The following is a 14,514-nucleotide window of genomic DNA, read 5'->3' as shown; positions in this document are numbered from 1 at the left end:
ACCGTCCCGCACCATCCGTCCCACAGTTTCACCACTGCAACAACCGACAGGAAGAGAAGCAAAGATGACAGCTCACCTCGCGACTCATCGCCGAAGCATCGCCGCTGCGGCGATGGCGATGCTCATCGCCCTCGCATTGCTCGTCCAAGGGACGGTGACAGCGCAACCGGCCGCTGCAGCGACGGTCACGACGACGATCAATCACTCCGACACGACCACCGTTCAGGGGACGGTCAACAAGACCTTCTACACCGGCGAGTGGGGATTCACCTCCCGCAGCCACTACGCCACGACCGGAGCCTCCTTCGAGGTCGCGTTCACCGGCAGCAAGTTCGAGCTGTGGGGCCTGACCAATACGGGTCATGGAAAAGGCCGCGTGTTCGTCGATGGATCCGAGATCGCGCTCGTCGATTACCGCGGTCCCCGAATCACGACGGCAAAACTGATGTACACGAAGGACGCCCTCACTGAGGGAAGCCACACTCTTCGCGTCGTGGTGGACGGCGGCTACATCGACCACAGCAAGGTGGTCGTGACAGCCGACGACGGCATCTCGATCCCCGTCGATGACCTGCGCAACGCCTACCGCGCCGCGCAGATTCAACAGGAGGTCGACTACACTGCCGCGTCCTGGCCGGCGTTCGCCGCTGCACGATCGGCGGCCGGCGCCCTGGGCGATGGGGGCACCACGCAGGAACGCGCCGCCGCTATCAGCGCCCTCCGCGCTGCGACCGACGCACTCGTCGAGATCGGGGGACTTCACAGTCTCCTGGAGGACTATCAGCAGCGCGTTCCCGCCGACTTCACGCCCGCGTCCTGGGAGCCGTTCGCCGCGCAGATCACCGCCGCGCAGTCGGTGCTCGCTGACCCCGGCGCCAGCCGGACGGCGGTCGTCGCCGCCAAAAATGGCCTGCAGGCCGCCGCCGCAGGCCTCGTAACCGTCTCCGAGGGCACCTTCCAGCCCATCACCAACAACACGTTCTGGCGCGACACCGACGGGAACCCGATCTACTCGCAGGGAGGGGGCATCTTCCAATACGGCGACACCTACTACTGGTACGGCGTCCGCTACAAGGAGGCAGCCGCGTACCACGCAAGCCCGAGCCGGATCTACAGCACCTCCACCTTCGAGTCGATCCCGGTCTACTCGTCGAAGGACCTGGTGAACTGGAAGTTCGAGAACAACGTCGCCACGCAGGACACCCTGATCACCGTGCCCGAGTCGAAGGGCCACTACTTCGCTCAGATGCAGACGCTCGCGGACGCGATCTGGGTCGGGCGGCTCGGAGTCTCGTACAACGAGAACACCGGCAACTACGTGCTCATGGTGCAGAGCGGTCAGGGCTTCGACCCGTCCGGTGCCCAGCGCGGCATGGTGCTCTTCCTCCAAGGAGACTCGCCCACCGACGACTTCGAGTACGGGAACATCCAGCCGCAGATCGTGGGATCCCCGACAAAGTCGACGGGAGACCAGACGGTCTTCACCGATGACGACGGCACCGACTACTTGATCTTCTCGAACAGCGGTGGCCGCGCCAACGCCTACGTGTCGAAGATCGCCGAGGCCGACTCGCTGACCATCGATCCCGCCGTCGCCGTCGGTTACGTGCCGGCCGGTCGCGAGGGCAACGCGATGTTCAAGCTCGACGGCAAGTACTACATGCTCACCAGCGACCTGCACGGCTGGAACGCGTCGGCCAACCATGTGATCGAATCGCTCAGCAGCGACATCCAGGGCCGCTACAGCCCTGAATACACGCTGCCCGGCAGCGAAAAGGACTACAGCCTGGTCAGCCAGACCGGATTCTTCGTGACCGTCCACGGCACGAAGCAGGACACCGTGCTGTACGCCGGAGATCGGTGGGCGGACTTCGCCTGGAACGGACTCGGCTACAACCAGTGGGTGCCGCTGACGAAGTCCGAAGACGGGATCGCATTCAACTCCCTGACGAACTGGGAGTTCAACGCGGTCACCGGTGAATGGCGTGCGGGAGCAGGCAACAACTACATCCTGAACCCCGACTTCGCAGCCGACCGGGTCCCGGTCACGCAGCTGACGGGTTGGACGACGACCGTCGACACCGACTACTCGCCCGCGTCGTTCGTCAGCAACTCGAGCCCTGGCGCAGACTCTTCGCGCTTCGCGTTGCGGCTGGGCAACGCCGATCGATTCTCGGGTTCCGTTGATCAGCAGGACGCTCTCCCCTCCGGCCTCTACAAGTTCACCGCACAGGTGAACACCGCCGGAGGCTTGGAGCACGCTCGGATCGTCGTGCGGGGCGCCGCGGACGAGAGCTACACGGTCGATATCAACAGCGCCACCACGGGCTGGCAGTCGGTCTCCCTCGGTGAGCTCAGGCTCACCGGCGGAACCGTCACGGTGTCGATCGAGGCGCGCAGCGCGGGTGGAAACCAGTCGGTGCGGGTCGATGCGCTCAGCCTCGTCAAGCAGCCGACGGATGCCGCGGCGCTCCGTGCCGTCTACGACGCGAACAGCGGCCGCGACGCCACGGCGTACACCGCCACGTCATGGAAGCCGTTCACGGATGCCCTGACGGCCGCGGAAGCGACCCTCGCCGACCCTGCCGCAACGCAGGCGGCGATCGACTCGGCTGCTTCAGCCCTCACCGCCACCAGTGGCGAGCTGGCACCGGCGGTGGCCTCCATCACCGCCGCCGTGTCGAAAGTGAACTACGCGGTCGGTGCGAGCTTCGACCCGACCACCCTGACGGTCACGGCAAAACTGGCCGACGGATCGACTTCGACACTGCCCGCAGGCGGATACACCGTCAGCGGATTCAGGTCCGACGTCGCCGGCCCGGTGACGCTGACGGTGACCGTCGACCCGGGCCTCGTCGCGACCGGGGGCGCCGGCGTGACGGCGACCGTAGCCCTTGCGGTCTATCCCGCATGGTCAGTGGGCATCACATACCCGACAGGCCAGAAGGTGCTCTACAACAACGCCGTCTGGCTCGCTGCGTGGAAGTCGAAGGCGCAGACACCCGGCGATCCGTACGGGCCGTGGCAGGAGATCCGCGAAGAGAACGGCGTCGCCGTATGGACGGCATCCCGCGTCTTCGTCGCCGGCAACACGGTCATCCACGAGGGACGCAGGTATACCGCGAAGTGGTGGACGCGCAACCAGGCCCCCGGGGACCCGTACGGGCCGTGGCAGCCGACGGGCTGACCGCCGAAGCGAAGTAACGAGCGTGCCCCGGTGTGGCCGCAAGCGTGGTCACACCGGGGCGGCTCACCCCCACACGACTGCGATACCGGACAGGAACTTCTCGTGCAGGACAGCGCACTCACTCCGCAGCCCGAAATCACGCTCGGGCCCCAGGCGACCCGTGAACACGCCGGCGACTGGATCCCTGGTCGACGGGTGATCCGGTTCGGCGGGGACTACAACCCCGAGCAGTGGCCGCGCGAGGTGTGGGACGAAGACATCCGCCTCATGAAGGAGGCGGGGGTGAATCTCGTCAGCATCGGGATCTTCTCGTGGGTCCTGCTCGAGCCAGAGGAAGGCGTCTACGACTTCACCTTCCTCGACGAGATCATCGAACTGCTCCATGCCGCCGGAATCGACGTCGACCTCGCCACACCGACCGCCGCGCCGCCGGCGTGGTTCTACCGCACCTACCCGCACGCCCGCGCCGTGACCAGGGAGGGGGTGCCTCTCGGGTTCGGCTCGCGCGGGATCGTCAGCCCCAGCTCTCCGGAATACCGGCGGGCGGCCCGGGAGATCGCGTCGCGGCTCGCGCAACGGTATGGCGCCCACCCGGCTGTTGTCCTGTGGCACGTGCACAACGAGTACGGCACCCCAGTGACCGAGAGCTACGACGACGCCTCGGTGGCCGCGTTCCGGACGTGGTTGGCGCGCCGCTACGACACACTGGACGGCCTCAACGAGGCGTGGGGAACCAACTTCTGGGGTCAGCGTTACGGGCAGTGGGAGGAGATCGACGCTCCCCGCCAATCCGGGACAGCCACCAACCCGGCCCAGCGGCTCGACTTCGCCCGCTTCAGTTCCGAAGCGCTCCTCGAGTGTTACCGGCTGGAACGCGATGCGGTCCGTGAGCACGCACGTCAGCCCATCACAACGAACTTCATGGCCATCACCTGCCCCAGCGTCGACCTCTGGCAGTGGGCCGACGAGGTCGACATCGTCGCCAACGACCACTACCTCGTGGCCGAGAAGGACAAGAACCACATCCATCTCTCCCGCTCGGCAGACATGACCCGTTCGCTCGCGCGCGGCAAGCCCTGGATCCTGATGGAGCACTCGACGTCTGCGGTCAACTGGCAGCCTCGCAACATCGCCAAGCAGCCGGGCGAGATGCGCCGCAACAGCCTGACACATGCAGCGCGCGGCGCCGATGCGGTGCTCTTCTTCCAGATCCGCGCAGGCCGCAAGGGCGCCGAGAAGTTCCACTCAGCACTCATCCCGCAAGCCGGCGAGACCTCGCGCAAATGGGCCGAGGCCGTCGCGCTGGGCAAGGACATCGCAGCCCTCGACGAGCTGGTCGGGACTCGCGTGGGCGCGCGGGTGGCCATCGCCTGGGATTGGGTGTCGTTCTGGGCGCAAGATCTCGATTGGCGACCGTCGGTGGACCTCGATCACAGGGAGCGGATCGAGGCGTTCTACGCCGCGCTGTGGCACCACGGCGTCACCGCTGACTTCGTTCACCCCGCTGCCGACCTCAGCGGTTACGACGTCCTATTCGCCCCTGCCCTCTACCTCATCGACGATCCGTCGGCTGAGAACATCCGCCGCTTCGTGAGCGACGGCGGCACACTGGCGGTGTCGTACTTCTCCGGGATCGTCTCTGCAAACGACGACGCCCCCGTGGGCGCTTACCCCGGTCAGCTCCGCGACGTGCTGGGGCTCGTCATCGAAGAGTTCCTACCGCTCCGCGCTGACGAGACCGTGACGCTGAGCAGTGGTGCACGCGGGCGAGTGTGGAGTGATGACATCACGCTCACGCAAGCGGAAGCCGTGACGACCTACACCGATGGGGTCGCGGCGGGTCGAGCCGCGGTGACCAGAAACTCCTTCGGCCGTGGCACCGCCTGGTATGTGTCGACCTGCTTGGACGGCGCGGACTTGGATGACTTCGTGACCGGCGTCCTCGATTCGGCGGGCGTGTCCTACGCCCCCAGTGGCGATGTCGAGACGGTGGTCCGCGACGGCGGAGACCGGCGATTCGTGATTCAGATCAACCACGGCGACCAACCAGGCGGAGTGGGCGTCGAAGGGCGCGACCTCCTCAGCGGGACACGAGTCGACGCGCGCGACCCTCTCGCCGGGGGAGACGTCCGTGTCGTGGCGATCGCCACACAGTCGAGCGGGTCGTGATGGGCCCAACGACTCAGATCGCCGGGCCCGTGCTCGGCGTCGCTTCCACGTCCTACATCGTCGACGACCCGGCAGCGGGCGCCACGATCGCCACCCGCGGTGGCCGAGTCGCCGTGAGCGTGGCGCCGAGCGAAGACGCCGCCGTCCACCGCGCCGTCGACGACCTGATCCGGGATGTGGAACGAGTCTGCGGTGCGACCGGCACGATAGCGGCAGATTCCGGTTCTGCGGGGATCGTCGTCGGAACCATCGGAAAGTCGCCCGAGATCGACGCCGCGATCGCCGCCGGCACTCTGGATATCTCCGGCCTCATGGACGAGGACGGATCTATCCGCTGGGAGGGGTTCATCGTCGCAGCTGTGGGAGGGGTGCTCTACCTCGTCGGGGCAGACCGCCGCGGCACGATCTACGCGATCTACGACTTCACCGAGGCGATCGGCGTGTCCCCGTGGTACTGGTGGGGCGACGTACCGATCCGCACGCGCGAACACATCACTGTCACCTCGGGCACCGCACGGGCCGACTGGCCCTCCGTGCGCTACCGCGGCGTCTTCCTGAACGACGAGGAAGAGCTGTACCACTGGGCGCGCACTCACACCCCCGACAGCACCATCGGTCCTGCAACGTATGTCCGCATCTTCGAACTGCTCCTGCGCCTCAAAGGCAACTATCTGTGGGCAGCGATGCACGTCGACGCATTCAACGACGACCCCGAGAACGGGCGGCTCGCCGACGAGATGGGCGTCGTCATCGGCACCCAGCACTGCGACATGCTGCTCCGCAGCAACGAGCACGAGTTCCGTCCATGGGCGGAACGTCGCGGCGAGCACGTCGAATACGACTACTCGATGCCAGGGCGAAACCGCGAGCTGCTGAAAGAGTACTGGCGCGGCAGTGTCCAGCAGAACCGGTCCTACGAGGTCACCTGGACCGTTGGCATGCGCGGTGTCCACGATTCCGGCTTCGTCACCACCGCGATCGACGACAATCCTGACCTGAACGACGCCGAGAAGCTGACGGCCCGGGTGCAACTGCTGGAGAAGGTCATCCACGACCAGCGTGATCTTCTTGCAGATGAGCTCGGGATGGAGCCGTCCCAGATTCCGCAGCTCTTCATCCCCTACAAGGAGGTTTTGCCGCTGTACGACGCCGGCCTGCAGGTACCGGACGACGTCACCGTGGTGTGGGCGAATGACAGCTTCGGCTATATCCGTCGCCTACCCGATGAGGCCGAACGGACGCGCCGCGGCGGCCACGGGCTGTATTACCACTCCTCGTACTGGTCCAACTTCACCACCAGTTACCTGGCAACCTCATCCACGCCGCTCACGCTGATGAAGTCGGAATTGCGTCGCGCCTGGGATGGCGGCATCCGTCAGCTGTGGGTCGACAACATCGGGGGCCTCAAGCCGCTCGAAATCGAGATGGAGTTCTTCCTTCGCAGCGCATGGGAGGCGGGAAAGGAATCCACGACGGCCGACATTCCCTCCTTCACCGCCCAATGGATCGACGCCAAATTCACCGGCGGAATCGGCGACCGTGCAGGGGAGATCTACGCCGCTTACTACCAGCTCAACAATCAGCGGAAGATCGAACATCTCGCGTCCGACGTCTTCCCCCAGGTCGGGTACGGAGACGAAGCGGGTCGACGGCTGTCGGCGCTGCGCCTCCTACACGACCAGACGAACGCGCTCCTCGCCTCCCTTCCCGCCGACGAGCGCGACGCATTCTTCGAACTCTTCGCCGTGAAGATCCAGCTCGCCTATCTCACCAACGCCGAGTTCTACTACGCCGACCGCAGCACCCTTTGCCATCGGCAGGGCAAGGCCGCCGCAGCCGATCGCTACGTTGCACTGTCACGCGCGTTCGGCCGCAGCATCCGTGCGCTCATCCACCACTACAACCAGCATGTGGCGGGCGGGCGATGGGACGGAATGTTCACACCCCAGGAATTCCCGCCTCCCGTGATGCCGATGCACCCCGCGGCGACCCCCGCGCTCACCATCGGCGATGCCGGGTTGGGCGTCGTCGTGTGGGGAGTGGAGGCGCCCCACGAGGCCCAGGAGATCACGTTCTGGCCGTCGGGTATCTCCACCAAGTGGATCGAAGTCTTCAACACCGGCTCCGGCACGCTGCGATTCCACATTGATGCCGACCCCTGGATCCGAATCGACCCTCACCCAACGACAGTGGACACCGAGACGCGGATCGCCGTTCGCATCGATCCTGGCGGCGAATCGAACCGCAGCGGTACCATCCGAGTCACCGCACCCGACACCGGGCAGACGGTCGAGATCGGCGTCCGCATCGCCCAGGGTAGGGGGGATGCAGTCAGTCGCCGCGAACTCGTCGAAGCGGACGGCTACGTGAGCATCGACCCCGCGGCGGACGGCCGCTCCGCTGCAGGGGCGAACGCTCGGTGGGTGCAGGTGCCGCATCTGGGACGCTACGCGAACTCGGCGATGCGGGTACAGCGCGGGGCGGACCTGGACGGCGGGTCGTCAGCGAACGCGCTCATCGAGTTCGACGTCCACCTCGTGACACCCGGAGTCCACACCCTCGAGGTGCATCGGCTTCCCACGCTGGATTCAACGGGTCGCCTCAGAATGGAGGTGAGCATCGATGATCATCCCCCGACGCTGGTGGAGAGTCCCACAACCGACGAGCATCGGGGGTCATGGAGCGCGAACATCCAAGACAACATCGAGAGGCTTCGCGTCGAGCTGCCGGCGCTCGAAGCCGGGACGCACCGACTGCGTCTGCATGCCGTCGACTCCCACTTCACCATCTCAAAGGTTGTCGTCTACACGGCGGACATCCCTCCCAGCAATCTCGGCCCGTCATTCAGCAGGCGAGCCGCAGCTGCTTCGACGGCGGACACCGACATCAACCTGGCCGCACTGGATCCTGACGACATCGATCGTGCGGCACGTGATCTCTACAGGATCGATCCGCGGGAACTGCCCGCCCCGCACCAGGCCTACGCGGACCACACGTTCTGGGACGGACCGACCACGTTCCGCATCCCGAAGACGCAGTCGCAGTCTGATCCGGCGCATTCGATCGACGAGGCCCGACCGCGCGGCCGGAAGGACGTCGTGTCTGCGCTCGGGACGGGGGTCATCCGTGAACAGGGCGGCGTGTTGGCATTCGAAGCCGAGTACGCGCTGGCTGAGGATTCGCACGCCTGGCTGAACATGAGCGTGGACGAGCGTGCCGCGCAATGGTCGCACACGCACGCCGACACCGCCGCGGGAACCGGCCTTGCAATGCACGTTCGCCCCCGCGGGATGCGGTGGGAGGACCCCGCCACCGCGCCAGGCATGCACTTCGCGCTGCACATCACACGGGGAGGAACCTACCGAGCTTGGCTGCTGGTGAAGTTCGACGACAACCACGACGACTCCTGCGTGATCGCCGTCGACGGCATCCCGCAGCCGGTCTCCGCTCAGCACTCACGCGGCGAACTCTGCGCATACGGGCTGCGACAGCGCTGGATCTGGGTCCACCTCTCCGATGTGGACCTCACCACCGGCGCGCACGAGTTCTCCGTCCTGGCGCGGAAATCGGGGCTCCGTGTCGACCGCCTCTATCTGACTCTGGGCGATGAGCTTCCCCCGGTCGATGCGGAGTGGACGCCGAGTCCCCGTGGACACCTCGGGGCCACGCGGGAGGAACGTCCGTGATGGCGCATCACGCACCCGCTCCGCTCTCGAACACCGCCGCCGGAACCCACCGCGACCCGGATCGCCTGCTGCCTGCCGAACCGGGCGTCCGGGCAATCGCGCGGGACCTTTACGCCCGCACCGCTGACGCACCGATCGTGTCCCCCCACGGTCACGTCCCCGTGGACTGGCTCGCAGACGACACGCCGTTCCCGAACCCGGCAGCACTGCTCATCACACACGACCACTACGTCACGCGACTGCTGCACGCGTCCGGTGTCAGCCTCGCCGATCTGGGCCTCGGTGATGGCGAAGGGACGTATCCTCGCGACATCTGGCGCGCGTTCGCGTCAAGGTGGCACCTCTTCGCGGGGACAGCATCCGGATACTGGCTCGAGGAAGAACTCGCCGGCGTCCTCGGCGTGACCGAGCGTCTCACCGCGAGCAGCGCCGACCGCGTGTACGACCGGATACAGGAGCAGCTCGACAAACCCGAACTCCGACCCCGGGCCCTCTTCGAACGGTTCGGAATCGAAGTGCTGGCCACAACCGACGACCCACTGGACGACCTCGCAGGGCACGCACAGCTCGCGCGCAGCGGACTCAAGGGGCGAGTCCTGCCGACGTTCCGCCCCGACCGCTACCTCGACCCGCACGCGGCGGGGTTCATCGACAACCTCCAGAAGCTGCTCGCCACGACCACCTCGCCGACCACATTCTCCGGCTATCTGGATGCCCTCCGCGGTCGCCGTGAGCACTTCCTGCGGCACGGCGCAACGTCGACCGATCACGGCGTCGAAGATCCGTACACTGTCGACCTATCCCCGGGTGAGGCCGAGACGCTGTTCCAGACGGTCATGGCCGGAACGGCGTCAGACGCGCAGATCCGCGACTTCCGCGGTCACATGCTGGTGCGGATGGCTGAGATGAGCGTCGAGGATGGTCTGGTCATGACCGTGCACGCGGGCGTCCTCAGGAACCACAGTTCAGAGACTCTCACACAGTACGGGTCCGACACCGGGCACGACATCCCCGTCCGGACGGACTTCACGCGAGGACTCCGACCGCTGCTGGAACGGTACGGACTCGCGCGCGACTTCCATCTCGTCCTCTTCGCCGTCGATGAGTCGGTGTACTCCCGCGAGATCGCTCCGCTCGCCGGGTTCTATCCCAGCGTCTACATCGGAGCCCCGTGGTGGTTCCTCGACGCGCCGGACGCGATCGGAAGGTTTCGCTCGGCAGTCACCGAAACCGCCGGCTTCTCCCGAGGATCCGGATTCATCGACGACACCCGCGCGTTCCTCTCTATTCCCGCGCGGCACGACACCGCACGCCGAGCGGACGCCGCGTTCCTGGGCCGCCTTGTCGCAGAAAGCCGCATCGCGATGAGCGACGCAGAACGCATCGCCGACGACCTCGTCGGCCCCCTGCCGAGAAGAGTGTTCAAACTGTGAGCGAGATCGCTCCCGCCGTCGAGCCGGCCCCGCGGATCCACCGAACCGATGCGGCGCCGGTACGAATCGTGCACATCGGGCTCGGCGCATTCCATCGCTCCCACCAGGCGTGGTACACGGCGCGCGCTTCGGATGCCGACGAATGGGGTATCGCCGCGTTCACCGGTCGCAGCAACGCGGCCTCCGATCTTCTGGAAGCGCAGGACTGCGTCTACACGGTGATCGAACGGTCGGCAGACGGAGACCGGTTTCGGACGGTCGAGACGATCGTCGAGGCACACCCGGGCGATGACATCGGCAGCTTTCTCGAGCTGCTCCGACGCCCGGAGATCGCCATCGTGACGGTGACGGTTACCGAAGCAGGGTACTTGCTCGGGGCGGACGGGATGCTTGCGATCGACAATCCGGTGGTAGCTGCCGACATCAGCGCCATCCGAGCCGGAAGTGCGAACCCACCCGTGCGGAGTCTTGTCGCGAAGCTCACGCTGGGTCTCCTCGCGAGATACGCCACTGGAGCTCCTGCACTCGCGGTGATCTCGTGCGACAACCTGCCGGACAACGGACGCGCGCTGGCGAGGGCGTGCGAGGCGTTCGCGGAGCTGATCGAACCCGGCACCGCGACGCATGTGCGCCGGGCGGCATCCTTCGTGTGCACGTCGGTCGACCGGATCACACCCCGCACGACCCCGGCGGACGTGGACGCGGTCCTGACCGGTGCCGGATACATCGATCTCGCACCTGTCGTGACGGAGCCTTTTGCGGACTGGGTCCTCGAAGGGCGCTTTCCGGCGGGCCACCCGGACTGGCAGAGCGCGGGCGCACGTTTCGTCGCAGACATCGCCCCGTGGGAGCTTCGCAAGCTCTGGCTGCTCAACGGAGCCCACACACTCATGGCGGCGCTGGGGACTCTGTTGGATTTGGAGACTGTCGACCAAGTCATCCGCGATCCGAGCTGTCGGGAAGCTGTCGGTCGATGGTGGGACGAAGCGTGCCGGCATCTCCCGGATGGACTGGACCTCGACACTTATCGCAGCAACCTGCTCGCACGCTTCGAGAACCCGCGCATTGCTCACAGACTCGACCAGATCGCGCAGGATGCCCGAGCCAAGCTGCGGATCCGCACCGTTCCCGTCGCGCTCCGCGAGGTCCAAGCCGGGCGCCGCCCGGGCGGCGCGCTCACCGCCATCGCGGCGGTGCTTCGCGCCGACGATGTGGCGCCGGCGGTCGCAGACATCGCCGAGGCGCTGGATCCCATCGAACCGCGCCTTGCCCGCAACTCAGCGGTCGTGGCCGAGATCGCCAGAATTGCGCAGAAACTGCCCGGCCCGTCCGAGGAGCCCCCGCGCCTGTTTCCCTCGGCGCCTGACGACGGACGCCGTGGGACCCCTACTCACCTCTCCCCGACGATTCGGAGTCACACATGATCATCGAGAAAGCTGAAGTCATCGTCACGAGTCCGGACCGGAACTTCGTGACGCTGAAGCTGACCACCGCCGACGGGCTGACCGGCCTGGGCGATGCGACCCTCAACGGCCGGGAGCTCGCGGTCGTCGCGTACCTGACGGAGCATGTCGTGCCGCTGCTGATCGGGGCGGATGCGGCGAAGATCGAGGACACGTGGCAGTTCCTGTACCGCTCGGCGTACTGGCGGCGCGGTCCGGTGACGATGGCGGCGATCGCGTCGGTGGACATGGCGCTGTGGGACATCAAGGGCAAGGCGGCGGGGATGCCGGTCTATCAGCTGCTCGGAGGCGCGTCGCGCAATGGGCTGATGGCGTACGGGCACGCGTCGGGCAAGGAGCTGCCCGAGCTGTTCGACTCGATCCGCGCGCACCAGGAGCAGGGGTACAAGGCGATCCGGGTGCAGACCGGGGTGCCGACGCTGAAGGCGATCTACGGCATTGCGGCGCAGGGCGCCGATGTCGGTGACGCGAGCGTCCGCTACGACCACGAGCCGGCGCGGCGCGGCGCGAAGCCGGTGGAGGAGGACTGGGACACCCGCGCCTACCTGAACCACCTGCCGGGCGTGTTCGAGGCGGTCCGCAACGAGTTCGGCCCCGATATCCCGCTGCTGCACGACGGCCATCACCGGATGACCCCGATCCAGGCGGCGCGGCTCGGGAAGGACCTCGAGCCGTACGACCTGTTCTGGCTCGAGGACTGCACCCCCGCGGAGAACCAGGAAGCGCTGCGCCTGGTGCGCCAGCACACGACGACGCCGCTCGCGATCGGCGAGATCTTCAACACGGTGTGGGATTTCAAGGACATTATCCGCGACCAGCTGATCGACTACGTCCGCGGCGCCGTGACGCACATGGGCGGCATCAGCCCGCTGAAGAAGACGCTCGACTACGCGGCGATGTACCAGATCAAGTCGGGCATGCACGGGCCCACCGATATCTCGCCGGTCGGCATGGCGGCCGCGATGCACCTGGGCCTTTCGATCCACAACTTCGGCATCCAGGAGTACATGAAGCACGGCGCGAAGACCGACCAGGTCTTCCAGCAGTCCTTCACGTGGACCGACGGCTACCTGCACCCCGGCGACAAGCCCGGACTGGGTGTCGAGCTCGACGTCGATGAGGCCGGCAAGTACCCGTACGAGCGGGCGTACCTGCCCTACAACCGCCTGCTCGACGGCACCGTCCACGACTGGTGACCGACATGAAACGCGCGCACTCACCAATCGATATCTCCGCTTCGATCTCGGAGAAAGTCGATGCGGCTTTTGCGTGGGTTGACGGCCAATCCGCGGCGACATCTCATGGAAGGTCACGCGAGCCGAACGGCGGGTCGAAGGCCACCATCCGCGACGTTGCGACAGCAGCAGGCGTCTCCCGCGGGACCGTGTCCAGATACTTCAATCACCCACACCTTGTCTCGAAGGATGCCTTCGACCTGATTGAGCGCGCGATCGAGGATCTCGGGTTCGTGCGGAACGCAGAGGCGCAGCGGCTGGGCCTGAAGAGAGGTCGCCGAGACACGGATCAGGCCGGACTCGAGCTGTCCAGTGGCTGACGAAACGGGAGGTGTGCCTGCCAAGAGGCCGACGACGCTGGGGCCCGCGCGGCGGCCGACGATCTATGACATCGCTGCCCGGCTCGAGATCAGCCCCTCCACCGTGTCCCGAGCGCTGAACAAGCCGGGCAGGATAAACGCGGTCACCGAGGCGAGAGTGCGCGCGGTCGCCGACGAACTCGGGTTCACGCCCAACCCGATGGCCCGCGCCCTGCCGACGGGCAGAACAGGGACATATGGTCTCGTCCTGCCCGACATCACCAATCCCGTGCACTTCGAGCTCATCCGCGGTGTCGAAGAGGTGGTGCGAGAGCACGGTGACACGCTCGTGATCGCCGAAACTCAAACATCAGGGCAAATTGAAGCGGCCGTGGTCGCGCGCCTCCAGTCCTCGGTGGATGGGATCGTCATAGTGGCCTCGCGACTGGGGGACGGCCAGTTAGCCGCTATCGCCGCGGCCACACCGATTGTGGGCGCCAACCTGATGTCAGCGGCGATCCCGACGATCGTCCCGGACATCTCCCTCGGGCTGCTCACTGCGCTGTCGCATCTCGAGTCATTGGGCCACCGAAGGGTGGGATACGTCGGCGGTCCGGAAGGCCGCATCAACACGGCCCGGTGGACGTTCCTCTTCGATCAAGCGGTCGCCCGCGAAATGTCTATCATCGAGTTCTCCGCCGCCGGGTCATCGGTCGATGCGGGTGCCGCCGTCCTGCCACGCGTGCTCGCGAGCGGCGTCACGGCGGTGATGACCTACAACGATCTCGTCGCCCACGGCATATTGCGGGCCTGTCACGCTCAGGGAGTTCACGTACCGGCTCGCCTCAGCGTGATCGGGTTCGATGACATATTCAGTGCCGAGCTCTCTAATCCACCCCTCAGCTCCGTCCGCGCGCCACTTGCGGACATCGGGCGATCCGCGATGCAGCTTCTGTACGGTCGGCCGCCAGACGGTCACGAGCTTGTGACCGAGCTCATCATCCGAGAATCGACAGGTCCGGCGCCCGCATAACCCGGTCAA

At 66.3% G+C, this 14,514-nt stretch carries 8 protein-coding genes; all 8 read left to right on the top strand.

Features of this window, described 5'->3' with window-relative positions; genetic code table 11:
* Positions 1 to 64: 64 nt before the first annotated feature.
* The 8 genes from MJ607_RS14760 (at position 65) to MJ607_RS14725 (ending at position 14,505) form a co-directional block, all read left to right on the top strand.
* Positions 65 to 3,187, top strand: coding sequence for a family 43 glycosylhydrolase (locus tag MJ607_RS14760; protein WP_243076367.1), 3,123 nt, complete (start codon positions 65 to 67; stop codon positions 3,185 to 3,187).
* Between the two features lie 102 nt (positions 3,188 to 3,289).
* Positions 3,290 to 5,356 (top strand): beta-galactosidase, encoded by a 2,067-nt coding sequence (locus tag MJ607_RS14755; protein ID WP_374238063.1) that lies wholly within the window; start codon positions 3,290 to 3,292, stop codon positions 5,354 to 5,356.
* Positions 5,356 to 9,042 (top strand): glycosyl hydrolase 115 family protein, encoded by a 3,687-nt coding sequence (locus tag MJ607_RS14750; protein ID WP_243076366.1) that lies wholly within the window; start codon positions 5,356 to 5,358, stop codon positions 9,040 to 9,042. The genes MJ607_RS14755 and MJ607_RS14750 overlap by 1 nt, the downstream gene beginning before the upstream one ends.
* Positions 9,042 to 10,475 carry a glucuronate isomerase gene (gene uxaC / locus MJ607_RS14745; RefSeq protein WP_243076365.1) on the top strand — a complete coding sequence of 478 codons (1,434 nt, stop codon included), beginning with the start codon at positions 9,042 to 9,044 and terminating at the stop codon, positions 10,473 to 10,475. The genes MJ607_RS14750 and uxaC overlap by 1 nt, the downstream gene beginning before the upstream one ends.
* A complete protein-coding gene (locus MJ607_RS20255; RefSeq protein ID WP_243076364.1) occupies positions 10,472 to 11,899 on the top strand; it encodes a mannitol dehydrogenase family protein in 1,428 nt (475 codons plus the stop codon). Before uxaC ends, MJ607_RS20255 begins: the two co-directional genes overlap by 4 nt.
* A complete protein-coding gene (gene manD, locus MJ607_RS14735) occupies positions 11,896 to 13,134 on the top strand; it encodes a D-mannonate dehydratase ManD (RefSeq protein ID WP_243076363.1) in 1,239 nt (412 codons plus the stop codon). Before MJ607_RS20255 ends, manD begins: the two co-directional genes overlap by 4 nt.
* A gap of 5 nt (positions 13,135 to 13,139) precedes the next feature.
* A complete protein-coding gene (locus MJ607_RS14730) occupies positions 13,140 to 13,493 on the top strand; it encodes a LacI family DNA-binding transcriptional regulator (protein WP_243076699.1) in 354 nt (117 codons plus the stop codon).
* Positions 13,486 to 14,505: a LacI family DNA-binding transcriptional regulator gene (locus tag MJ607_RS14725; protein WP_243076362.1), complete on the top strand. Its 1,020-nt coding sequence runs from the start codon at positions 13,486 to 13,488 to the stop codon at positions 14,503 to 14,505. The genes MJ607_RS14730 and MJ607_RS14725 overlap by 8 nt, the downstream gene beginning before the upstream one ends.
* The last annotated feature ends 9 nt before the right edge of the window (positions 14,506 to 14,514 follow it).

The organism is Microbacterium sp. SS28 (genome assembly GCF_022761035.1).
Lineage (GTDB): Bacteria > Actinomycetota > Actinomycetes > Actinomycetales > Microbacteriaceae > Microbacterium.
Note: the sequence above shows the minus strand (reverse complement) of the source record. Positions and strands in the feature narration are given on the sequence as shown.